The organism is Paenibacillus sp. 1A_MP2 (genome assembly GCF_052244825.1).
GTDB lineage: Bacteria > Bacillota > Bacilli > Paenibacillales > Paenibacillaceae > Paenibacillus > Paenibacillus vandeheii.
Genome location: NZ_JBQQCS010000001.1, coordinates 1,261,412 through 1,284,903, shown reverse-complemented (window position 1 = coordinate 1,284,903; position 23,492 = coordinate 1,261,412). Strand labels below are relative to the sequence as shown.

Annotated in this window: 12 protein-coding genes, 13 tRNA genes, 4 rRNA genes and 3 pseudogenes; 2 read left to right on the top strand and 30 right to left on the bottom strand. The window is 47.4% G+C overall.

All coding sequences use genetic code 11. From position 1 onward, the window contains the following. Window positions 1-110 precede the first annotated feature (110 nt). The 27 genes and pseudogenes from glmS to ACTWJ7_RS06295 all read right to left on the bottom strand — a co-directional run bounded on the left by glmS (window position 111) and on the right by ACTWJ7_RS06295 (window position 19,545). Entirely contained in the window at window positions 111-1,943 is a 1,833-nt protein-coding gene (gene glmS, locus ACTWJ7_RS06425; protein WP_301879947.1) for a glutamine--fructose-6-phosphate transaminase (isomerizing), read from the bottom strand. A gap of 169 nt (window positions 1,944-2,112) precedes the next feature. Beyond that, window positions 2,113-2,361 carry a hypothetical protein gene (locus ACTWJ7_RS06420; RefSeq protein ID WP_301879949.1) on the bottom strand — a complete coding sequence of 83 codons (249 nt, stop codon included), beginning with the start codon at window positions 2,359-2,361 and terminating at the stop codon, window positions 2,113-2,115. A gap of 322 nt (window positions 2,362-2,683) precedes the next feature. Then, window positions 2,684-4,024, bottom strand: a complete 1,341-nt coding sequence (gene glmM / locus ACTWJ7_RS06415) for a phosphoglucosamine mutase (RefSeq protein WP_301879951.1) — start codon at window positions 4,022-4,024, stop codon at window positions 2,684-2,686. Between the two features lie 73 nt (window positions 4,025-4,097). Then, the gene (locus ACTWJ7_RS06410) at window positions 4,098-5,507 is read right to left on the bottom strand and encodes a CdaR family protein (protein ID WP_443146345.1); all 1,410 of its coding nucleotides are present in this window, start codon (window positions 5,505-5,507) and stop codon (window positions 4,098-4,100) included. A gap of 78 nt (window positions 5,508-5,585) precedes the next feature. Continuing rightward, a pseudogene (gene cdaA, locus ACTWJ7_RS06405) lies at window positions 5,586-6,410 on the bottom strand (diadenylate cyclase CdaA); the annotation flags it as partial. A 392-nt stretch (window positions 6,411-6,802) separates the two neighbouring features. After that, window positions 6,803-7,416, bottom strand: a pseudogene (locus ACTWJ7_RS06400) (zf-HC2 domain-containing protein). Between the two features lie 135 nt (window positions 7,417-7,551). After that, window positions 7,552-8,118 (bottom strand): RNA polymerase sigma factor SigW, encoded by a 567-nt coding sequence (gene sigW / locus ACTWJ7_RS06395; protein WP_017692117.1) that lies wholly within the window; start codon window positions 8,116-8,118, stop codon window positions 7,552-7,554. A 256-nt stretch (window positions 8,119-8,374) separates the two neighbouring features. Beyond that, window positions 8,375-11,167 (bottom strand): phosphoenolpyruvate carboxylase, encoded by a 2,793-nt coding sequence (gene ppc / locus ACTWJ7_RS06390; RefSeq protein ID WP_301879956.1) that lies wholly within the window; start codon window positions 11,165-11,167, stop codon window positions 8,375-8,377. A 573-nt stretch (window positions 11,168-11,740) separates the two neighbouring features. Then, window positions 11,741-11,811, bottom strand: a tRNA-Gly gene (locus tag ACTWJ7_RS06385). Window positions 11,812-11,820: 9 nt separating this feature from the next. Next, window positions 11,821-11,894, bottom strand: a tRNA-Pro gene (locus tag ACTWJ7_RS06380). A gap of 16 nt (window positions 11,895-11,910) precedes the next feature. Next, window positions 11,911-11,987 (bottom strand) — tRNA-Arg (locus ACTWJ7_RS06375). A gap of 7 nt (window positions 11,988-11,994) precedes the next feature. After that, window positions 11,995-12,069 (bottom strand) — tRNA-Gly (locus ACTWJ7_RS06370). Window positions 12,070-12,079: 10 nt separating this feature from the next. Beyond that, window positions 12,080-12,160, bottom strand: a tRNA-Leu gene (locus ACTWJ7_RS06365). Between the two features lie 6 nt (window positions 12,161-12,166). Continuing rightward, window positions 12,167-12,242, bottom strand: a tRNA-Lys gene (locus ACTWJ7_RS06360). A 15-nt stretch (window positions 12,243-12,257) separates the two neighbouring features. Then, window positions 12,258-12,332 (bottom strand) — tRNA-Gln (locus ACTWJ7_RS06355). A gap of 10 nt (window positions 12,333-12,342) precedes the next feature. Then, window positions 12,343-12,418, bottom strand: a tRNA-Val gene (locus tag ACTWJ7_RS06350). Between the two features lie 123 nt (window positions 12,419-12,541). Then, window positions 12,542-12,613, bottom strand: a tRNA-Glu gene (locus ACTWJ7_RS06345). A gap of 10 nt (window positions 12,614-12,623) precedes the next feature. Continuing rightward, window positions 12,624-12,696 (bottom strand) — tRNA-Thr (locus ACTWJ7_RS06340). A gap of 3 nt (window positions 12,697-12,699) precedes the next feature. Next, window positions 12,700-12,775, bottom strand: a tRNA-Asn gene (locus tag ACTWJ7_RS06335). A gap of 84 nt (window positions 12,776-12,859) precedes the next feature. Then, window positions 12,860-12,976 (bottom strand): 5S ribosomal RNA (gene rrf / locus ACTWJ7_RS06330). 83 nt (window positions 12,977-13,059) lie between these two features. Next, a 23S ribosomal RNA gene (locus ACTWJ7_RS06325) occupies window positions 13,060-15,983 on the bottom strand. A 204-nt stretch (window positions 15,984-16,187) separates the two neighbouring features. Next, window positions 16,188-16,263: transfer RNA gene (locus ACTWJ7_RS06320), tRNA-Ala, on the bottom strand. A 22-nt stretch (window positions 16,264-16,285) separates the two neighbouring features. Further along, window positions 16,286-16,362, bottom strand: a tRNA-Ile gene (locus ACTWJ7_RS06315). Between the two features lie 37 nt (window positions 16,363-16,399). Further along, window positions 16,400-16,516 (bottom strand): 5S ribosomal RNA (gene rrf / locus ACTWJ7_RS06310). Window positions 16,517-16,621: 105 nt separating this feature from the next. Then, window positions 16,622-18,172: ribosomal RNA gene (locus tag ACTWJ7_RS06305) — 16S ribosomal RNA — on the bottom strand. The 16S, 23S and 5S rRNA genes sit together here with 13 tRNA genes alongside, the layout of an rRNA operon. 501 nt (window positions 18,173-18,673) lie before the next feature. After that, window positions 18,674-18,904, bottom strand: a complete 231-nt coding sequence (locus ACTWJ7_RS06300) for a hypothetical protein (protein ID WP_017692114.1) — start codon at window positions 18,902-18,904, stop codon at window positions 18,674-18,676. Between the two features lie 293 nt (window positions 18,905-19,197). Beyond that, window positions 19,198-19,545: a stage II sporulation protein M gene (locus tag ACTWJ7_RS06295; protein ID WP_443145198.1), complete on the bottom strand. Its 348-nt coding sequence runs from the start codon at window positions 19,543-19,545 to the stop codon at window positions 19,198-19,200. 306 nt (window positions 19,546-19,851) lie between these two features. On the opposite strand from ACTWJ7_RS06295, the gene pdaB reads away from it, so the two are divergent. Further along, window positions 19,852-20,628: a polysaccharide deacetylase family sporulation protein PdaB gene (gene pdaB, locus ACTWJ7_RS06290; protein ID WP_301879957.1), complete on the top strand. Its 777-nt coding sequence runs from the start codon at window positions 19,852-19,854 to the stop codon at window positions 20,626-20,628. Between the two features lie 144 nt (window positions 20,629-20,772). On the opposite strand, the gene ACTWJ7_RS06285 is transcribed toward pdaB, so the two are convergent. Both ACTWJ7_RS06285 and ACTWJ7_RS06280 read right to left on the bottom strand, forming a co-directional pair. Beyond that, window positions 20,773-21,042, bottom strand: a complete 270-nt coding sequence (locus ACTWJ7_RS06285; RefSeq protein WP_443145197.1) for a KinB-signaling pathway activation protein — start codon at window positions 21,040-21,042, stop codon at window positions 20,773-20,775. Further along, on the bottom strand, window positions 21,012-21,404 hold the full coding sequence (locus tag ACTWJ7_RS06280) for a KinB-signaling pathway activation protein (protein WP_443145196.1): 393 nt from the start codon (window positions 21,402-21,404) through the stop codon (window positions 21,012-21,014). The genes ACTWJ7_RS06285 and ACTWJ7_RS06280 overlap by 31 nt, the downstream gene beginning before the upstream one ends. A 125-nt stretch (window positions 21,405-21,529) precedes the next feature. Here ACTWJ7_RS06280 and gerD point away from each other — a divergent pair, with 125 nt between their 5' ends. Then, window positions 21,530-22,276: a spore germination lipoprotein GerD gene (gerD, locus tag ACTWJ7_RS06275; protein ID WP_301879959.1), complete on the top strand. Its 747-nt coding sequence runs from the start codon at window positions 21,530-21,532 to the stop codon at window positions 22,274-22,276. Between the two features lie 101 nt (window positions 22,277-22,377). Here the strand turns inward: gerD and ACTWJ7_RS06270 are convergent. Continuing rightward, a pseudogene (locus ACTWJ7_RS06270) lies at window positions 22,378-23,477 on the bottom strand (P-loop NTPase). Window positions 23,478-23,492 lie beyond the last annotated feature (15 nt).

Below are 23,492 nucleotides of genomic sequence, written 5' to 3'. Positions count from 1 at the left end.
CTTCGCAACTTTTTTATAAACATCGCGACTTTGTTTTAAACATCGCATCTTTTTTACAAACGTCGCGACTTTATTTTAAACTTACAACATTAAACTTAAAGAATAATCCCTTACTCAACCGTTACACTTTTCGCCAGGTTACGGGGTTTATCCACATCGTGACCAAGGGCCAGGGAAGCGTAGTAAGCAAGCAATTGCAATGCTACAACAGACAGAGCCGGGCTAAGCAGTGGCAGCGTCTTAGGAATAGCAAACGCTTGGTCAACGGATTTCAGCAATGGTGCTACGTGCTCTTCGTACGTAATTGCCAGTACGTCTGCGCCACGTGCTTTCACTTCTTTGATGTTGCTCACGGTTTTCTCCAGAACGTTCTCCTGTGTTGCCAGAGCAATGACAGGGATACCGTCCTCGATCAATGCGAGCGTACCATGTTTCAACTCACCCGCAGCATACGCTTCGGAGTGAATATAAGAGATCTCTTTCAACTTCAACGAACCTTCTTGTGCTACTGCATAGTCCAGACCACGGCCGATGAAGAAGAGATGTTCATGTTTGGAGATTTGTTCTGCATATCCTTTAATGGCTTCCGCTTGCTCCAGCATGGATTCCACTTGCTCAGGCAGAGCTTGCATTGCTGCCAGCGTGTGCGCAATTTCTTCTGCTGTTTGTGTTCCACGAACTTGCGCAAGGTACAGACCCAGCAGGTTGAACGCGATCAATTGCGAAGTATACGCTTTGGTGGAGGCTACCGCAATTTCCGGTCCTGCCAGCGTTGCGATTACATCGTCTGCATCACGTGCAATGGAGCTGCCCACAACGTTTGTGATGGCGAGTACATGCGCACCATTAGACTGTGCTTCACGCAGTGCAGCAAGGGTATCTGCTGTCTCACCGGATTGGCTCACTACGATTACAAGTGTATCTTTGCTCACGATCGGGGAACGATAGCGGTATTCAGAAGCAACATCTGTTTCTACCGGAATACGCACCAATTGCTCAATTACAGTACGTCCAACCAGACCTGCATGGTACGCCGTACCACAAGCGATGATTTGAACGTTACGAATATTTTTAATTTGCTCTTCTGTCATTTTCAACTCAGGAAGTTGAACTTTTTTGCCTTCATTGTCGATGCGACCCAGCATTGTATCACGATATGCTTTTGGTTGCTCATGAATTTCTTTCAGCATGAAGTGCTCAAATCCGCCTTTTTCTGCGGTCACAGCATCCCAATCGACATGAATCATTTCCCGAGAAATAAAGTTGCCTTCAATCGTCATCAATTCGACAGCATCATGTGTCAAAACAGCCATTTCACCGTCATTCAGAATGTACACATTGCGTGTATGCTCCAGAATTGCCGGGATATCGGAACCGATAAAGTTCTCGCCTTCACCAATACCAATAATCAGTGGGCTTGCTTGACGCACAGCTACGAGTTTCTCAGGCTCATACTCTGTCAGAACACCCAGCGCGAACGCTCCGCGCATCAATGTGATCACTTTTTGCACAGCTTTAACGATATCTCCATCGTATTCACGTGCAATCAGGTGAGAGATAACTTCAGTATCTGTCTCGGATGTGAAAGTATGGCCTTGAGCAATCAGTTCGTCTTTCAGATCCAGATAGTTCTCGATAATTCCGTTATGAACAACAGAGAACTTCTGGCTCTCATCCGTGTGGGGATGGGAGTTCTCATCTGATGGCTTACCATGAGTAGCCCAGCGAGTGTGTCCGATTCCGGCATTACCTACCAGCGGAGCACCCTCCAATTTGGCTTCAAGGTTCGCAAGACGTCCCAGAGCTTTGGAAATTTGCAGACCTTCCGGCGTAAATACCGCAATACCTGCAGAGTCATAACCACGATACTCAAGCTTTTTCAATCCTTCGATCAATACCGATTGAGTGTTCTTATTACCAATATATCCAACAATACCGCACATAGTTTAGTTCCTCCGATTGTATATGAATACTGTGTCACGAAGAGAAACAGGCTGGCACGGCATATCAGAAAAATGAAAATGATTGCCTAACGTATCATGAATACTTTTCAACTATTCAATTATCAATGATCAGAGCAGCCTCTTGCCGCTCCGCAGTCATAAGCTGTTATTAGATGCAATCATGAATGTACATCATTTTCCCGTCCGCGCACTGTTCACGCTCTTCGCGCACATTCATTTTAATTTTAGTTGATTCTGCACCTACCGGCGCGTTGTGTGAACAGTCACCTATCCATTTTCCGCAATCCGGTTTACGGCTCTGGTGCATCACCGGGAGGTCCCCGCCGAACAATCCGAACACCTCCACCTCGTCAGCTTGATTGCCGTCGATCCTGCTCAGTAGTCTCTTATGCTTCAAGATTCGTACCGATCAAAATCCTTCCCGCGCAACTTCAAGCTCTGGCGCTTGTGTAACTAGTACCTTACGATCCTCACTTTCTGTGTCTGAATGACGACTCCACTCATTATATGCACGTCAGGTTCATTTTGCAATGGAGCAAAGTACCTGTGACAATTTCGGCATATTTACCCACAATCCCGACCCGATAAACAGACCCATGGTCTCACTAGGCCGGGACGTAGGAATATGGGTTTATATAGAATAAACCCTGTTAGATTAAGCCTTATGTGACAGTGATTCCCTTCATGCAACTGTGTCTGTAAAACCTATCGATCAGGTTCTATACCAGTTCTTTTTGCACTACATCTGCAATTTGAGACACGAATTGTTCAAGTTCATTCTTATCTGGTCCTTCCGCCATAACACGGATCAGGGATTCAGTCCCGGAAGCACGAACAAGTACGCGTCCATTATCGCCCAGCTGTTGCTCTACTGTAGCAATCGCTTGCTCAATGGCAGAATTGCCCTCGTATTTGCTCTTATCTTCAACACGCACGTTCACCAATACTTGTGGGTACTGGGTCATCAGCGCCTTAAGTTCACTCAGCTTTTTACCGGAAGCTTTCAAGGTATCCACTAGCTGAATCGCTGTCAGCATGCCATCGCCTGTTGTATTGTAATCCAGGAAAATAACATGACCGGACTGCTCTCCACCCAGGTTGTAACCCCCACGGCGCATTTCTTCCATCACATAACGGTCACCTACGGCAGTCTTTGCTGTTTTCAGTGCCAGTTTCTCCGTTGCTTTGTAGAATCCGATGTTACTCATTACAGTAGATACCACGGTACTGTCTTTCAGCTTGCCTGCACGATTCATCGCATCACCACAGATGCACAGAATAAAGTCACCATCAACCTCAGCACCTGTCTCATCAATAGCAATCAGACGATCCGCATCCCCGTCAAAAGCAAGACCCAGATCCGCTTTATGTTTCAGCACCTCTTGTTTCAAATTCTCCGGGTGAGTTGATCCGCATTGCTCATTGATATTCAGGCCGTTAGGCTCAGCGCCAATAGCAATGACTTCTGCACCAAGTTCTCTGAACAATTTGGGTGCCAGCTCATAAGCTGCTCCATTAGCGCAGTCAAGAACAATTTTGAGTCCTGAGAACGACTCATTTACAGTTGTTTTCAGAAAGTCCAAATAACGATAACGGGATTCTTCATCCACGGTCACGGTTCCCAAACCACCACCTACAGGACGCGGCAATTGATCCGTTTCTGCATCCATCAGTTCTTCGATCCGGTTCTCCGTCTCATCCGACAGCTTGAAGCCATCTCCGCCAAAAAATTTGATTCCGTTATCCTCAACCGGATTGTGGGAAGCCGAGATCATTACCCCCGCATCGGCCTTCAGCAGACGAGCAATATACGCCACTCCAGGAGTGGATACAACGCCCAGACGAATTACATCGGCGCCAATGGATAGCAAACCTGCAACCAGTGCGGATTCCAGCATCAGCCCCGAGATACGGGTATCCATACCGATAACCACTTTTGGTCTTTCCACACCACCTGCAAGCACATAACCACCACAGCGTCCGATGCTGTAAGCCAGCTCCGCCGTTAACTCTTTATTGGCAACACCTCTTACACCGTCTGTACCAAAATATTTCCCCATGATCTAACTCCTTCTATTCGCATCATATAAGAGCATAAACGTTATTTTAAAATTTTGATCTGAACATTTTCTTTTACGGGTTGGAGCCACTATTGCTGCTGCCGCTGTTATTAGAGTTACCTCGATTGGTATTCCCCTGCGGGCTCTGCTCCTGATTGTCCGTATTCGATTCTGTTTCTTCTTCTCCAGGAGCAGTTTCGGTATCCCCATTCTCAACTTCGACTGGTGAAGGATCAGGCCCTATCGTCCCTTCATCCTTCGGATCCTCGCCGGGAGCAACCGTCGTATCATCAGCCTTTTCACTAATCTTGACGGTAGCGCTCAGATCAACTGATGATTCATCCAGTTTGGCAAAACGAGGCAAGTCAGCCTCAAGCTTTATTTCATGCGTGCCTACCGTAAGTCCAGCAAGATCCGCAGTCAACTTAATATCATCGCTACTTAGACCTTCAAGCATCGTTGAAGAACCTTTAAGCGTAATATTTAAGCCACCGCTTTTGGGAGTAACCAATGTCCCTTCCAGCCCGTTCCCGGCGCCAGTAAGCGTAATGGGTACGTTCGGAAAGACTTTGGTCGTCTCCTGAAGCTCATCGAAAGGCGATACCGTCACCTTAAGCTGAATCGAACTAGGCTCGATTTTCTCAAAACCGGAAGGCGGCGTCAAGTCCACGTTAACTGTCGATGTTCCTGCCTCATCAAACTGTGTAAGATCAAGGGTTACTTGGTCGTAGGACTGTATACCCGCAAGAGCATCCTCTGTACCGTAAACCGAGACTTCTTTCACGCTTGGCTCAACCGTGGAGAGCACCAGCCCCTCCGGCAGTTGTCCTGAATATTTGATTCTTAAGGGTACAGTTGTATAGGGCTGCCTGACCGGAATCCGAACTTCAACGGTCTCTGGTGTAACAATCGCATTTTCAATGACCTTGCCCTCGGCGTCCAATGCCTGAAGCTTCACCTTTTTCTGAACCACATCATCCTTCGCATCCTTCACGCTCACACTGCCCTGAACCTTCGCTACGGCGTCAAGCTGCCCTTCCGGCAGAGTTACCTTAACTGGCCCCGAAGGTTCAACAACAGGCGTTCCAGCACTGTATCCGGCGGAAGGTTCTCCTTCGGGTACAATATTCACGTCGAAAGATTTGGTGCCCAGTTTTTCCACGTTGACTGTAACCATGGAAGGCTCCATGCTCACCACTTCAACTCCGGAAGGCAGATCCGGTACTAAAGGTAACGTGTTGGACCCATCTTTCACCTGACTCAGATCCACTAGCACTTTATAATCATCATTCGTAAAAATTGAAGTTAACATCGAGCGCTGCCCTTTAATCTCCAGACGTACTTCATCCGTACTTAATGAAGTAAGGACGTAGGAGTTGCTGTCGAGCCCATAGGGCTGAATAGGCACGGTACGCTCCACAACCTTATTGGTCGTCCCAGTTGAGATTGTCGGCGTAGTTGGTACTTCATCCAGATGTATCATGAACCAGAGCAACAAACTCACCGCTAAGGCTAGAATCTTCGCAAAATTGTTATTGTTAAACCATTTATCCATTTTTACGCCCCCCTTCCGTTTCCAGAAGGTAGTCCAACCATTCTTTTTACTTAGATTGGATGTTGGACGCAGTTCTTCGTACAGTTTGGCAATCAGCGATTCTTCCTTGATATCCCGGACGACCTGTCCATTCATTGCAAGAGACACTTGTCCCGTCTCCTCTGAAACAACCAGACAGATCGCGTCTGCCACCTCAGTAATCCCGATCGCTGCACGGTGACGCGTTCCCAGCTCCTTGCTGATAAACGGATTCTCGGACAATGGCAAATAACAGGCTGCCGCCGAAATCTGTTTGCCCTGTATAATGACGGCTCCATCATGGAGCGGTGTATTCGGAATAAAAATGTTAATCATCAGCTCCGAGCTAACCAGTGATTGCATCTGGATCCCGGACTCCGTGTAATCGTTCAGGCCGGTTTCGCGTTCGAATACAACCAATGCACCAATTTTTCGCCGTGACAAATAATTGACGGACTTAATGATCTCACCAATTAACACCGTTAATTCTTCGTCACTTGCCGCTGCCGAGCGTCCAAACAGCTTGCCACGGCCCAATTGCTCCAGACCACGGCGAAGCTCCGGCTGAAAGATAATAAAGACCGCAACGACACCAAACGTAAACATCTGGTTCATCAGCCATTTGAGCGTATAGAGATTTAGCCACGTACTTAGTGCCCAGATCACCACAAGAAACAATATACCTTTTAGCAGTTGAACCGCACGGGTGCCTCGCACGAGCAAAATCAGTTTGTACATAATATAGGTAACGATCAATATATCGATAACGTCCTTAATGGACTCTTTCCACGTTAAGTCAGCAAAATAGTTCATAAGCCAGCCCCCGCTATCCCCATTGATGAGTAAACCCTGATCTCATATTAACCCATTAGGATTTAAATAATCCTTATCTCGCATTTTTGCATCATTCGATTCAAGCTCGCTCCCAGGCACAAAATATAAACGAATTGAACCATTTCGATCTATATTTTGCTGATTGAAGGACGCTCTTTGAATTTATGCAAAATGCTTATCTATATGTAGTAGTATGTTCTCTTTAGTATCTAGGTTATAACGTTAACGTTCAGGTTGCAAGTTACGGGAGTCACAAACTGCGCAGAAACAACACAAATCCCATAAATTACAAAGTTCATAAGATAAAAAAGAGTACCCAGCAATCTGGAGGTACCCTGCTTGGTATATACCATTGAAGAAGTCACCCTATATTAGCGGTATGCCACTTCATTTACCATATTGGTTATTTTGTACCAGAACCAGTCCAGCGCCTGATCAATACTTTTCACCTGACCGGAAATATGCGCCGTTGAAGCCTGATACAGCTGTCCGTCGATGACCGTCAGATTGCCATTTACATCACCGTACACCTGGGCAGTTCCATTCTCTATCGTAAGATCGCCAGCAATGGACTTACCCTCCGGAACAATAACCGTGTTTCCTTCAATCACGATCTGGTCCAGATTATTTCCCTTAACGACCATTTCGTTATTCTGATTCCAGAAATTCCAGGCGCTAAAGAGCATCACGACCAAAAAGAAGGCTGCCGCCGTCAGCGCGGGATGTCCTTTGACCCATTTGAGCCATACTTGCTGTCTCTTGGGCTGGGGCAGAGCATTCATAATTCGATTGGTCAGCTCATCCGAGGCAGACGGTGAATAGTGTTTCATGGCAAAGAGTAGCATTTCCGTCTGTTCCAACTCTTTAAAGCGCATGCGACAATCCGGACAGGTCACAAGGTGACTTTTCAGGTCAACCTTCTGGGCCGGGACAACGACTCATCCAAACATTCATGCATTAAAGAGACGGCCGAGTTGCAATCCATATGAGAGCCAATCCTTTCTTAGATCACTTAGTCCTTGCATTGCCAAAAAGCACGCATAAGACTTGCATACATTACATACGTATCCGTTTCGGATATGTTTCAAATAATTTCGCCCAAAATAAAGACGTTTTACATTTACAACTTATACTCCAGTTTTTTACGCAAAAAATCACGACCCCGATGAACACGAGTCTTAATCGTTGTTACGGGCATACCTGTCACATCACTGATTTCCTGTAGCGACAAGTCCTGTAAATATCTCAAAATCATGACTGATTTATACTTGGCCGGCAAACTGTCAATCGCTTCACGGATAAGTGTCTGTGTCTCAGACAAAAGTGCTTCGCTCTCTGGTGTACGATCATCACTGGGAAGCATCGCATAACCGTCGGATCCTTCCTGATCATTCAGCTCTGCATCCAATGAGTAAGAGGGCTTCTTCCGTCGTAAACGGTCAATACACAGATTGGTTGCAATCCGGTAAATCCAGGTTGAGAACTTCTGGTTCGGATCATACTTCTCCATATTGCGAAACACACGCAAAAACGTCTCCTGTACAACGTCTTCGGCTTCATGACGATTGTTCAGCATCCGGTATGCCAGATGAAACAGCTTGTCCTTGTATAATTCAACGATTTCTGCAAAGGCTCGCTGGTCACCCTTCAGTACCAGCTTAACAAGCCTGTTCTCCAAATTGTCCACCCTTATTCCCCCAGACATGCTGATGGGTCTTCCGCCTTCTGATACCCGTCCACACTTGTAATTCACCAATCAAATCGTAAATCAACTTTGGTCAAAAATCAAGACTGTGCCGGAAAATATCCGCCAAAAACAGTAAAAACGGGAACTCCAGAAGGAGTCCCGTTTCATCTCTCACCCAAGCTGAGGAAAGAATTAAGCTTTTTGCTGTCTACATGGCTGTAAAGTTCATTTCATTAATTCTTAAGCAGCTTAACGATCAGCCCGTATTCCGAAGTCCTGCAGCAATACCGTTAATCGTCAGCAGCACTTCACGCAGTAGTTCTGTGTCATCCTCGCCGCGCTCACGCATGTCTCTGAGCTCACTCAGAAGTTGGACCTGCATGTAGGACAAAGGATCGACATACGGATTACGAAGTCGGATCGACTCTTGAATCACCGGTACATCATCCAAAATTTCAGCTTCTCCGGTAATTTTCAGAATCAGCTCTTTGGTAAGCTTGAATTCCGATTCAATCTGACCATAGATGCGATCACGTGCTTCCTTATTGGAAGTCATGGCCGAGTATTCCTTCGCAATGACCAGATCTGCTTTGGCAACAGCCATCTGCACCGTATCAATTAGTGTACGGAAGAATGGGAAGTTTTCATACATTTCTTTCAGGACATTCAGATTATCTTCCTTATCCTGATAGTAACTTTGCAGTCCCGTTCCTGCCGCATACCATGCGGGAAGCAGATAACGACTCTGGGTCCAGGCAAATACCCAAGGGATCGCTCTCAGATCCTCGAACTTGTCGCTGTTTTTCCGTTTGGATGGGCGTGAACCAATATTTAGTTCTCCCACCTCAGGCAGCGGTGTCGATTCCTTGAAGAAGGTAAAGAAGTCTGGATCACGGAAAATAAGATCTTGGTATTTCGTCAGGGATACTTCGGAAATATCCTTGATAATGCTGTCCCACTGTTGCTCCGATTCCGACTCTTGCGGCTCCAGACCGTTCAGCGCAGCTGTGATCAAAGCCGATGTGGCCTGCTCAAGACTGCGGTATGCAATTCCCTGAAGGGAATAACGGGAAGAGATAACCTCACCCTGCTCTGTAATCTTAATGCCCCCGCCAATAGTATGTGGTGGTTGAGCAAGAATACTGCGGTTGAGAGGCATACCTCCACGTCCAAGCGCTCCGCCGCGTCCATGGAAGAACTTCAGTTTAACGCCATGTTCATTACCAACAGCGGTAATGGCATTCATCGCTACACGCAGCTCCCAGTTCGCTGTAACAACCCCGCCATCCTTGTTGCTGTCCGAATAACCCAACATGATTTCATGCAGTTCATTCCGCCCGCTTACACTTGCACGGTAAACCGGAAGGTTGAACAGCTTCTGCATAATTTCCGAAGCGGCATGAAGATCATCAATCGTTTCAAACAATGGAACTGCTTGAAGCGTAGATACCACTTCACCGTTATGTTCTTTGCGGAACAAACCTACTTCTTTAGCAAATACCATAACTTCGAGCAAATCACTTGCCCCTTGAGTCATACTAATCAGGTAACTTGTGATACAACCGGTCCCAAACTCGCTCTGTGCACGCTTGATCGTACGGAATACGTCCAGACACTCTTTGGTCCCCTCTGTGTATTGGTGATAAGGGGAAGTCAGCGGACGAGGGTCATCCAGCAAACGAGCCAGCAAATCGATTTTGCCATCCTCCGTCAGACGAGCATAATCTTCTACGATGTTCATCTTCGCCAAAATCTCCGACATCGCATTTTCATGTTCCTTACTGTGTTGGCGCACATCCAATGCAGCTGTATGGAATCCGAACAGCTCCACTTGACGGATCATTTTGCGGATAGTCGTATCGGCTACGTAATCGGCAAAGTGATGGCGCAGGCTGCGATCAATAATCATCAGATCATCCATCAGTCCTTGAGCATTGTCATAGCGGTCTGGCTGTCCTACTTTGTTCTCATCCAAAACATTGTTTAGCTTGGCAATCATGTAAGCCAATTTGATGCGGTATGGCTCTTTTTCGTTCCGCCACATATCCACTTTTTTCAAGGTTACACAACTACGGTCCTGCTCAATAGACTGCACCAGCTCATCCGATACGCTGATGATGTTCGTGCTGAAGCTGAGATGCCCCATAAGTTCAATCATAATCCGTTGATACTCACGCAAAGCGAGCTTCCGCTGCATCAACAGGGTCTGCCATGTTACATCTGAAGTTACCGAAGGATTTCCATCCCGGTCTCCACCGATCCAGGAACCGAACCGCAAATACGTCGGCACATGCCAGTCATGGTCAGGATAAAATTTATTCAGGCAGCGTTCAAGCTCCTGGTATACATCCGGAAGTACATGGAACAACGTTTCATGAAAGTAATACATTCCGTTCCGCACTTCATCGAGCACAGTCGGTTTACGGTCACGAAGCTCATCGGTCTGCCATAGTGTAATGACTTCGTTCAGCAGCTTCTCCCGCAACTGTTCACGTTCACGCAACGTCAGCGTAGGATTATCAAGTGACATGACATCTTCGGATATCCGTTTGTGGATGTCCAGAATAACCCGACGCATAGCTTCGGTTGGATGAGCTGTCATCACCAGTTCCAGCGATAAATCGTCTAGAATATCCTCTACTTCCGTATGAGACAGTCCACGTTCCTTCAGATCCTGTACTGCTTTTTCAATCGAACCTGGCTGAACAGAATCTCCTGCAGAACGTTCATAATCCCGTTTACGCCGGATCCGATGGTTTTGTTCAGCAATATTAACTAATTGAAAATAAATCGCAAAAGCTCGAATCACCTGATGGCGATTTTCCGAGTCTAATTCCTGGATCATCGTTTTGAACTCTGCATAAAGTTCTGGCAAGAACTCTGCACGCAACGATTTGCTCGTTTCCCGAATCTTCTCAACGATATCTAGAAGCTCCGTGCCTCCTTGATGGACAAGAACTTCTCCGAGTATATTGCCCAGGAACCGCACGTCTCGCCGAAGCAGGTTGTTGGATTGGCTTTTGCTGGCGGTTACCATAGTTTCAGTCATGCTTATCCTCCCATCTGATCGTTCCATTCGTACACGTAAATTTGACACCTTCATAACATCATACAATAAAATGGTACGAAAATCTTTATTTTTCTACTAGTAAAAATGGGGATTTACCCTGATTTACAGCACAAAAACACGCTTTATTATTCATTTTCTTGTTCTGCTTCGATTAATGGTCTGATGCTGTCGCATGATACCCTTTTCACGCACTTTTCATCATTCGAATCACTCATACCTATACTTATTTCCTCATAAATATACAGTTAGACTGAGAATGTTCATTGTACCTGATTGGGTTCATATCTACATATTCCATTGTTACAAACCAGACGAAACATAAAGAAACATGACCGGCAAAGCAAGCTTTTGTATACTTTATCACAGTGATGCAATAAATTAAAGAGTGTATTTATAATTTTTTGCTTCTTTTAGCAGAAATAATGAAGAGGTTAGAGGTATTCTTACACTTATCAAATGAGTAGAGGGGAAGATTGATATTATAATGAGGTATTGTTCCTATAAATAAAAGAAAAGCCTCTGTGTAAACAGAGACCTTTCAATGTAACATGAAGCGGGTGATGGGAATCGAACCCACGCTATTAGCTTGGAAGGCTAAAGTTCTACCATTGAACTACACCCGCAAATAAAAATCGGGATGACACGATTTGAACATGCGACCCCCTGGTCCCAAACCAGGTGCTCTACCAAGCTGAGCTACATCCCGATACTTATGAAAATAATGGCGCGCCCTGAGAGATTCGAACTCCCGGCCTTTTGATTCGTAGTCAAACGCTCTATCCAGCTGAGCTAAGGGCGCAAAATATTGGAGCGGACGACGGGAATCGAACCCGCGACCCTCGCCTTGGCAAGGCGATGCTCTACCGCTGAGCCACGTCCGCTTATAAAGGATGCGCGTGGAGGGACTTGAACCCCCACGTCAAAGACGCTAGATCCTAAGTCTAGTGCGTCTGCCAATTCCGCCACACGCGCATATGATGGTGAGTCATGAAGGGCTCGAACCTTCGACACCCTGATTAAAAGTCAGGTGCTCTACCAACTGAGCTAATGACTCAAACTAAAAACTAAATGGCTGGGGATATAGGATTTGAACCTATGCATGACGGAGTCAAAGTCCGTTGCCTTACCGCTTGGCTAATCCCCATTAAGTTAAATGGTGGAGGCTGAGGGGATCGAACCCCCGACCCTCTGCTTGTAAGGCAGATGCTCTCCCAGCTGAGCTAAGCCTCCATCCTATGACCCGTAGGGGATACTCTCACTTCATTCGAGACTGCGAAGCAGTTGCTAACGAAGTTAATCCTCCGACGAACCTTTGGGATTCTCATCCCTTTTTTAAGCTAATAAATATAGCTATGACCCGTAGGGGATTCGAACCCCTGTTACCTCCGTGAAAGGGAGGTGTCTTAACCCCTTGACCAACGGGCCCCATTTCCAAAGCTCTCAACCGGGATCGAACCGGTGACCTCATCCTTACCATGGATGCACTCTACCTACTGAGCTATGAGAGCAAATGGCTCCCCGAACAGGGCTCGAACCTGTGACAACTCGATTAACAGTCGAGTGCTCTACCAACTGAGCTATCAGGGAATAATATGCATTTGCAGGGCAAATGCAATTCATCATACAACGTTAACATGCAGAGCCTGTTTTCTATGTAGGATGAAAGAGTTCGCTTGGCGGCGTCCTACTCTCCCAGGACCCTGCGGTCCAAGTACCATCGGCGCTAGAGGGCTTAACGGTCGTGTTCGGGATGGGTACGTGTGGAACCCCTCCGCCATCGCCACCAAACGCATAGCTTAGCCTTACATTTCAGAGTTTATTCTCTGAAAACTAGATCCGAAACGAAATTTGCGATGTATCACCTGCATATCTTGGATAAGCCCTCGACCGATTAGTACTGGTCAGCTCCATGCATTGCTGCACTTCCACCCCCAGCCTATCTACCTCGTCGTCTTCAAGGGGTCTTACATACTGGGAAATCTCATCTTGAGGGGGCTTCACGCTTAGATGCTTTCAGCGCTTATCCCTTCCGTACATAGCTACCCAGCGGTGCTCCTGGCGGAACAACTGGTACACCAGCGGTACGTCCATCCCGGTCCTCTCGTACTAAGGACAGCTCCTCTCAAATTTCCTACGCCCACGACAGATAGGGACCGAACTGTCTCACGACGTTCTGAACCCAGCTCGCGTACCGCTTTAATGGGCGAACAGCCCAACCCTTGGGACCTACTTCAGCCCCAGGATGCGATGAGCCGACATCGAGGTGCCAAACCTCCCCGTCGATGTGGACTCTTGGGGGAGATAAGCCTGTTATCCCCAGGGTAGCTTTTATCCGTTGAGCGATGGCCCTTCCATGCGGTACCACCGGATCACTAAGCCCGACTTTCGTCCCTGCTCGACTTGTAGGTCTCGCAGTCAAGCTCCCTTATGCCTTTGCACTCTTCGAATGATTTCCAACCATTCTGAGGGAACCTTTGGGCGCCTCCGTTACTCTTTAGGAGGCGACCGCCCCAGTCAAACTGCCCACCTGACACTGTCCCCGCACCGGATTACGGTACCAGGTTAGAACCTAGATACGATCAGGGTGGTATCCCAACGGTGCCTCCACACAAGCTGGCGCTCATGCTTCAAAGGCTCCCACCTATCCTGTACAGATCGTACCCAAATTCAATATCAAGCTGCAGTAAAGCTCCATGGGGTCTTTCCGTCTTGTCGCGGGTAACCTGCATCTTCACAGGTATTAAAATTTCACCGGATCTCTCGTTGAGACAGCGCCCAAGTCGTTACGCCATTCGTGCGGGTCAGAATTTACCTGACAAGGAATTTCGCTACCTTAGGACCGTTATAGTTACGGCCGCCGTTTACTGGGGCTTCGGTTCACAGCTTCGGATTGCTCCTAACCGCTCCCCTTAACCTTCCAGCACCGGGCAGGCGTCAGCCCGTATACTTCGCCTTACGGCTTCGCACAGACCTGTGTTTTTGCTAAACAGTCGCTTGGGCCTTTTCACTGCGGCCCCCTCGTGCTATTCACACTACCGGGGCACCCCTTCTCCCGAAGTTACGGGGTCATTTTGCCGAGTTCCTTAACGAGAGTTCTTCCGCGCGCCTTAGAATTCTCTTCTCGCCTACCTGTGTCGGTTTGCGGTACGGGCACCATCACCTGGCTAGAGGCTTTTCTTGGCAGTGTGAGATCATGACCTTCGCTACTCTAATTTTCGCTCCCCATCACAGCCCAGCCTTACGATGTGCGGATTTGCCTACACATCAGCCTCACTGCTTAGACGGACATCCATCAGTCCGCGTCACTACCCTGCTGCGTCCCCCCATTGCTCATAACGGCTTACGGTGGTACAGGAATTTCGACCTGTTGTCCTTCGACTACGCCTTTCGGCCTCGCCTTAGGTCCCGACTTACCCTGAGCGGACGAGCCTTCCTCAGGAACCCTTAGGCTTTCGGCGGATCAGATTCTCACTGATCTTTTCGTTACTCATACCGGCATTCTCACTTGTATAATGTCCAGCGCTCCTTACGGTACACCTTCAACCCTTATACAACGCTCCCCTACCCCTGATGCAAAGCATCAAGCCATAGCTTCGGTGGTGTGTTTAGCCCCGTTACATTTTCGGCGCAGAGTCACTCGACCAGTGAGCTATTACGCACTCTTTCAATGGTGGCTGCTTCTAAGCCAACATCCTGGTTGTCTGTGCAACTCCACATCCTTTCCCACTTAACACACACTTGGGGACCTTAGCTGATGGTCTGGGCTGTTTCCCTTTTGACAATGGATCTTAGCACTCACTGTCTGACTCCCGGAAGTAAGTCTATGGCATTCGGAGTTTGACTGAGCTTGGTAACCCTTGCGGGCCCCGCACCCAATCAGTGCTCTACCTCCACGACTCTGTTTTCCGAGGCTAGCCCTAAAGCTATTTCGGGGAGAACCAGCTATCTCCGAGTTCGATTGGAATTTCTCCGCTACCCCCACCTCATCCCCGCATTTTTCAACATGCGTGGGTTCGGGCCTCCAGTGCGTGTTACCGCACCTTCACCCTGGACAGGGGTAGATCACCCGGTTTCGGGTCTACGTCCACGTACTACATCGCCCTATTCAGACTCGCTTTCGCTGCGGCTCCGGCTCTTCACCTTAACCTTGCACGGGAACGTAACTCGCCGGTTCATTCTACAAAAGGCACGCCATCACCCCTAAAACGGGCTCTGACTTTTTGTAAGCACACGGTTTCAGGTTCTATTTCACTCCCCTTCCGGGTGCTTTTCACCTTTCCCTCACGGTACTGCTTCACTATCGGTCGCTAGGAAGTATTTAGCCTTGGCAGATGGTCCTGCCGGATTCATACGGGGTTTCACGTGCCCCGCACTACTCGGGATCCGTCTCGGAGGGAACCAACTTTCAACTACAGGGCTTTTACCTTCTTTGGCGGGCCTTTCCAGACCTCTTCACTTAACCGGTTCCTTTGTAACTCCATGTGAGACGTCCCACAACCCCAAAGAGCAAGCTCTCTGGTTTGGGCTTCTCCGCGTTCGCTCGCCGCTACTGACGGAATCACTATTGTTTTCTCTTCCTCAAGGTACTTAGATGTTTCAGTTCCCTTGGTATGCCTCTGCACAACCTATGTATTCAGTTGTGAGTAACTGGAAATTACCCCAGCTGGGTTTCCCCATTCGGACACCCCCGGATCAAAGCTTGCTTACAGCTCCCCGAGGCAGTTTCGTTGTTCGCCACGTCCTTCATCGGCTCCTAGCGCCTAGGCATCCTCCGTGTGCTCTTAGTAGCTTAACCATAATTGCTCCGGTTTCGACTGCTCGCTTCCCTTGTTTTGCTTACGCAAAGCCAAAAATCGCTCCCATCCGATACCATCGCAATGCAGTTTTCACTATTTATTGAAACTTGTTTAACACAAGTTCAGCTTAAAAAGGAATGTTCTAAATCGCAAAAATTCGTTTCGATATCTAGTTTTCAAAGAACAAGCTTGTAAAATCTTGTTGGTGGAGCCAAGCGGGATCGAACCGCTGACCTCCTGCTTGCAAGGCAGGCGCTCTCCCAGCTGAGCTATGGCCCCATATTAGATTTTAAGGTATACATGGTGGGCCCTGGTGGACTCGAACCACCGGCCTCACCCTTATCAGAGGTGCGCTCTAACCAACTGAGCTAAGGGCCCACATTATATATCATATTGAAACCCGTAATGGGTTTACGCTTGGCGGCGTTCTACTCTCCCAGGACCCTGCGGTCCAAGTACCATCGACGCTGAAGGGCTTAACGGTCGTGTTCGGGATGGGAACGTGTGGAACCCCTTCGCTATCGCCACCAAACGTTTGAGAGTTTGAGCTCTCAAAACTGAGCAACGAGTGAGTAACTAGCCGACCTGGCTAGATTTTGTATTTGAATGTTTCCACTCGGGAAACGATTCTCCATAGAAAGGAGGTGATCCAGCCGCACCTTCCGATACGGCTACCTTGTTACGACTTCACCCCAATCATCTATCCCACCTTCGGCGGCTGGCTCCTTGCGGTTACCCCACCGACTTCGGGTGTTATAAACTCTCGTGGTGTGACGGGCGGTGTGTACAAGACCCGGGAACGTATTCACCGCGGCATGCTGATCCGCGATTACTAGCAATTCCGACTTCATGCAGGCGAGTTGCAGCCTGCAATCCGAACTGAGACCGGCTTTTTAGGATTCGTTCCACCTCGCGGTTTCACTGCCCGTTGTACCGGCCATTGTAGTACGTGTGTAGCCCAGGTCATAAGGGGCATGATGATTTGACGTCATCCCCACCTTCCTCCGGTTTGTCACCGGCAGTCACCTTAGAGTGCCCACCCGAAGTGCTGGCAACTAAGATCAAGGGTTGCGCTCGTTGCGGGACTTAACCCAACATCTCACGACACGAGCTGACGACAACCATGCACCACCTGTCTCCTCTGTCCCGAAGGAAAGGCACATCTCTGTACCGGTCAGAGGGATGTCAAGACCTGGTAAGGTTCTTCGCGTTGCTTCGAATTAAACCACATACTCCACTGCTTGTGCGGGTCCCCGTCAATTCCTTTGAGTTTCAGTCTTGCGACCGTACTCCCCAGGCGGAGTGCTTAATGTGTTAACTTCGGCACCAAGGGTATCGAAACCCCTAACACCTAGCACTCATCGTTTACGGCGTGGACTACCAGGGTATCTAATCCTGTTTGCTCCCCACGCTTTCGCGCCTCAGCGTCAGTTACAGCCCAGAGAGTCGCCTTCGCCACTGGTGTTCCTCCACATATCTACGCATTTCACCGCTACACGTGGAATTCCACTCTCCTCTTCTGCACTCAAGTCACCCAGTTTCCAGTGCGATCCGGGGTTGAGCCCCGGGATTAAACACCAGACTTAAATGACCGCCTGCGCGCGCTTTACGCCCAATAATTCCGGACAACGCTTGCCCCTACGTATTACCGCGGCTGCTGGCACGTAGTTAGCCGGGGCTTTCTTCTCAGGTACCGTCACCTTGAGAGCAGTTACTCTCCCAAGCGTTCTTCCCTGGCAACAGAGCTTTACGATCCGAAAACCTTCATCACTCACGCGGCATTGCTCCGTCAGGCTTTCGCCCATTGCGGAAGATTCCCTACTGCTGCCTCCCGTAGGAGTCTGGGCCGTGTCTCAGTCCCAGTGTGGCCGATCACCCTCTCAGGTCGGCTACGCATCGTCGCCTTGGTGAGCCGTTACCCCACCAACTAGCTAATGCGCCGCAGGCCCATCCCCAAGTGACAGATTGCTCCGTCTTTCCAGTTTTCTTCAGGAGAAGAAAACAACTATTCGGTATTAGCTACCGTTTCCGGTAGTTGTCCCAAGCTTGAGGGCAGGTTGCCTACGTGTTACTCACCCGTCCGCCGCTAACTATCGAAGAAGCAAGCTTCTCTTCAAGTCCGCTCGACTTGCATGTATTAGGCATGCCGCCAGCGTTCGTCCTGAGCCAGGATCAAACTCTCCAATAAAGTATTGAAAAGAGCGATATGCTCATTTTGAAACTGACGAGATTAAAAATCTCATTTATGCTTCGAAATCATACCGTCCGAAGACGTGTACCGATTTCTCAGCGTCGATCTTGCAAGCAAGATCGTTACTCACTCGTTGTTCAGTTTTCAAAGATCAAACATTCAATTTGTTTCGGTTTTTCATGTCACCGTATTTTCAGCGGCGACTTTTATAATATATCATGTTTAAGTTTACTTTGCAAGCACTTTTTTCGATTTAATTTTCATCGCTTTATTCCAGCGCTTGTTCCGGTTAACTTTTCCTTAAAAAAGGAACGAAAATTAATTTATCATATTGAACAAAAAAGGTCAACCCTTTTTCGACAAATTGCTTCATATCCCTTTTCAAAGCTGGTTCAATCTATTCGTAATTCATAATGTATGAGGTACAGCGCTGGCTTTACTTTACGGGCCGCACCTCTCTTATATTGGTGAACTTCAATTATTCCACTGACCGCAGCATTAGGGCTTCGACTTTTTTAATTTACCGCCTCTAGCATATTTGGATAACTCTTTAGGTGGCGCAAAGCGTGCATACATACGGAACACAGTCTTGTAGCGACTCGCAATGGCGTATTTAATTTCTTGATCGAGACGGTTGTCACTTAGGTCGAACAACATTTCATCGAGCTCTTTGCGCAATACATAATCCAGTTCCTTGCATTCCTTCTCGTTAAACAGCATACCAAGCATTAGAGTTCTCCTTTTTCTGCATATGGATAATGGCGTGTCCCCTTGTATGTCATATTCGAGCCCCTTTAATTCAGGCTATATATCGGACAGCGCCGGTTTTAGTAGCAAACCTAGGATCATCTTTGTTTGTCCTTTTGCGGTTGCTACTGAAACCCGTTTTATTGTTATGGTCAACTTTCTGAAAATTTATGAATGTCATCCCATACAAATTTATCCTCGCACTAGGCTGTAGGTAAGTGTACTTTCGATAATCGCTGCAACAAGAAGCAAAATAACAATCCAGAAGGATGCAGTTACCGTTGTGCGCATAAACGTACTCCACTGGCTGCTAATCGTATTTCGTTTGCCCCGCCAAATTGAATAAGGCTTTTGAGAACCAGCCCACCGAATCTTAGACCAAAGGCACAAGCGATAATAATGACCGGAATTTCAATAATGCCATGTGGAAGAAGTCCTTTTACAACAATATCAAAGAAGCTGGCCCCATAGTTCATTGTGGTGTGTACCAGAAAACCGATAACCATTCCGTTAATCAACAGGAAAACGACTGGCAGAATGCCAAAGAAGATACCGGCATAGATTACGAGTACACTTTTGATCGCATTATTGAAAAAGATAAAGAGGAAGAAGTTCCATTGCACATTGCTCCCCTGCTCCAGCCTTTCACTAATCTCCCGGAGTCCCCAATTTGGTTCAACAATATATCCTCAAGTGGTCCTGTACTCACCCATCCCGTGCCTATTCCAATAACAAACAATACGATCGACCAGATTAATGCACCACGAATGGAACTTAACGCTCTAAGAAATGTACTGAATTTTAACATAATATCCTCCTGTGAAACCAAGATGTTGGACAAACAAACGTCTGATACGAATAACTGCGAGGTACGAGCATACATTGGAGAGTAAACAAGCATTTCTTATGGGAGAGGGGCGCTTATTGAAATGAACTCGTTCTATGTATTTAGCGGCAAAAAGATCAAACGTTTCCTGATTGTGCTGGTTGCTGCCGTCTTTGCTATCGGGATTATTTATCTGGAGAGCGGCAATATTTCTGTATTCTCGGAGGACGCACCATCCGCCGTATACAGCGTTCCAACCGATAAGAAGGTTATTGCACTCACCTTTGACATTAGCTGGGGAGATAAAAGGACAGAGCCTATTCTGAAGGTTCTCCAAGATAATAAAGTGCAGAAGGCTACTTTCTTCTTGTCCTCCCCCTGGAGTAAGACACACCCCGAGATTGTAACAGCCATCAAAGACGCAGGATACGAGATTGGCAGCCATGGCCACAGACATGATAACTACAGCAGTCTGACTGAAGAGGAAATCCGCAAGGAAATTTTGACAGCTCATAGTATTTTAACCGATTTAACGGGAAAAGAACCGAAGTTGCTACGTCTGCCTAATGGAGACTTTGACAAACGTGTTCTCCAGGTAGCCAGCAGTCTAAATTACCAAGTTGTCCAATGGGACACTGATTCGCAGGATTGGAAGAACCCTGGTGTACAGACCATCGTTGATCGTGTTGTCAGCAAGGCACATCCGGGTGATATCGTGCTGCTGCACGCCAGTGATTCCTCGAAACAAACGCATGAAGCCTTACCCGTCATTATCGACAAGTTAAAAAATCAAGGGTATGAATTCGTGACGGTTTCCGAGCTGCTCAACCATTCAAGTGTCAAAGGTACGGAAGTTCGTGATCAGGCCAGCGCACAGTAAACGAACACAGTAATGCGGCCGTGGCCGTTGCTGCAACTGTATAATAACCTTCAGGACATTTCATGGCAAAAAGGCACTGAAGCGCCATAAATGAAAAGAGCTAACCAGGTTAGCTCTTTTTGGCGTTTTTTGTAAGATAAATTGCTACGCATGGCTTTCTTGTATCTGCTCGTTTTTTCGACTCACCCGCTGCTCCACCGACCCATCTACCAGCCTGTGCAATATCAGCATTTGGTATGCATTACAGATTAACAAAGGAACCACAATAAAGATGGTAGCCGCATTCACATCAATTCGCAACACACCGATCGTCTCTACTACAGTAACAGCCACCATGAAAAAGAGTGTAGGCACCAGCGCCGAAATATGTGTCTGCTTCACCTTTACGTAAGCGGTAACAATTCCAGCTGCCAAAATAATGATTCCAAGCACAATATCGGATAGGCGTTCTCTTCCCCACCGACGAACAACCGTAAAAACATGACATCAAGCAAAGCCAAAACCGTTAGAACAATCTGTACAATTTGCCAACTGCGTTTCGAAAATACACCTTTGCCCATATAGTTCAATATCAAGTATGCGAAAAAACCCATTTGCGAATACACGCTAATCATAATACCGGAACCAAACAAGATGAGGAGATAAATTAAAAAATCGGTCATTCCATTCGTTTTTTCTCCATTAACCAACATCATAATTAGACCCGTCACTAATGATCCTGCAGCCCCAATAAGCAAAGCTGACCAAAATAGGAAAAACCATTTACGTAAATTCAAATGTTTTCCACCCCCGAGAGTTTATTTTACCAACCTTCACAGCAAAAAACCATCATCATTCAACATATTTAGCGGTTTCCCATCACATACTACATCCAGTATCTAATCAAGGAGGGGTTGTGCACATGAAACGGCCTTTGTGGCAGTTATGCTGTGTCGTACTTGGACTTTCCGTCATGCTCGCCGGCTGTGGCTCAGATCAGAATTACTCGCCTCCTCAGGGCGGTTATAAAGAGATGAAAACGATGGTCGTGGATATTCTCAAAAGCGACGAAGGCAAAAAAGCGGTCGAGGAAGCTCTCACTGGACAAAGTTCTTCTGGTGGTGGTGGCGGTGGTTCTGGACAAAGTGGTGCTTCAGGCGGTGGATCTGGAACAGTGGGTATGAAAATGTTAATGCCTATGCAATCTTCAGAACAAATACGTATAGCTGTAAAAGATACCCTCACGGCTCCTGAATACCAGAAGGAATTCGAGAAAATTATGACGGATCCACAGTTTGCAGGTGAATTCGCCAAAGTAATCAACTCCCAAAGCAAGCAACTGCATATGCAATTAATCAAAGATCCAACGTATCAAAAATCCATTGGCGATGTGATGAAGTCTCCGGAAGTATCCAAGATGTTCATGGACATGACCAAAACGCCAGAATATCGTAAACAAACGATGACCGTTATGCAGGAAGTCATGCAAAATCCTTTGTTCCGGATGGAAGTGCTGACTTTGCTTAAAAAAGTAGTCCAGGATGAGCTTCAACCCAAAACAGAACAAGGCGGGAAACAGGAAGGCCAAAGCAAAGACAGCAGCGGAGATGGCGGAGGCGGCGGCGGTAGTAGTGATGGCAACAGTGGTGGCGACGGAAGTAATGGTTGATCATAAGAAGCATAGAATCATTTAATGTTAAAGTTATCATGTTGAAAAAAGCCCGCATCCATTGGATGTGGGCCATTTTATATTTTACGTTATTAGAAAAATTAAAACTTGGCATCAATAGACTGGGCCACCTCATCGTAGATCGCACCGATGCTTGACTCTGCTTTATACACGGATGGCGAAAAATCAGGCTCCGAGATATGATTATCCGGCGCTCCCAATGGAATCTGTGCTAACAGCTCTGTATGAAGGCTCTCGGCAAGAGTACCACCACCGCCCCGACCAAATACATAATCTTTTTCGCCGCATTTGCTGCATTCATAATAAGCCATGTTCTCTACGACGCCCAGCAGCTCATGTTCCGTCTGAATGGCCATGGCGCCAGCACGTGCAGCTACAAAAGCAGCGGTTGCATGCGGTGTTGTTACGATGATTTCTTTGCTGTGTGGCAGCATCTGATGTACGTCTAGTGCGACGTCCCCCGTACCCGGAGGCAGATCAAGCAGCATATAATCCAGCTCTCCCCAATTTACATCGGTAAAGAATTGGCGCAGCATCCGCCCAACATGGGTCCACGCCAAATGACCGGGTTATTCTCCCGAATAAAAAATCCCATCGACATGACTTTTACGCCGAAACGCTCAACAGGTTGGATAACTCCGTCCTCAACGACCGGATATTCCTCAATGCCCATCATATCAGGTACACTGAAGCCATATATATCTGCATCAATCAGACCAACCTTCTTGCCTTGGCGTGCCAGAGCGGCAGCCAAATTAACGGTTACCGTCGATTTACCGACGCCACCTTTACCACTAGCCACAGCAATAAAACGAACACCGGATTCAGGACTTAACAGCTCATGCCCGTCCAGCCCTGCTGCATGGCCTTTGACAAGCACTTCGTCCTGATTGTCCTCCTCATCCGCTTGTCCTATGTTCAGGCTCTCACGCTCATGCTCAGACGCTGCACGCAGACGAATATGTACATCATTCACTCCGTGTTGGGACAGCAGGTTGCGCGCGGCATCGCTTAGAGCAGTTGTATCCTCTGTGCGGTTCTCCAGCGTCACCATAGTTAGAGCAACATGATTTTCTTTAACCATGACATCACGGACCCACTGCAGTTCTGTCAAACTTACGCCCAATTGCGGTTCCTGCAATGGCTGCAATAGTTCATGTATCTGTTCTTTTGATAACATCAGACAGCACCTCAG

Coding starts and splice junctions, on each gene's coding strand:
- ppc (WP_301879956.1), bottom strand. CDS start 11,167: ATGACTGAAACTATGGTAACCGCCAGCAAAAGCCAATCCAACAACCTG.
- glmS (WP_301879947.1), bottom strand. CDS start 1,943: ATGTGCGGTATTGTTGGATATATTGGTAATAAGAACACTCAATCGGTA.
- ACTWJ7_RS06410 (WP_443146345.1), bottom strand. CDS start 5,507: ATGATACATCTGGATGAAGTACCAACTACGCCGACAATCTCAACTGGG.
- pdaB (WP_301879957.1), top strand. CDS start 19,852: ATGAACTCGTTCTATGTATTTAGCGGCAAAAAGATCAAACGTTTCCTG.
- glmM (WP_301879951.1), bottom strand. CDS start 4,024: ATGGGGAAATATTTTGGTACAGACGGTGTAAGAGGTGTTGCCAATAAA.
- gerD (WP_301879959.1), top strand. CDS start 21,530: ATGAAACGGCCTTTGTGGCAGTTATGCTGTGTCGTACTTGGACTTTCC.
- ACTWJ7_RS06300 (WP_017692114.1), bottom strand. CDS start 18,904: ATGCTTGGTATGCTGTTTAACGAGAAGGAATGCAAGGAACTGGATTAT.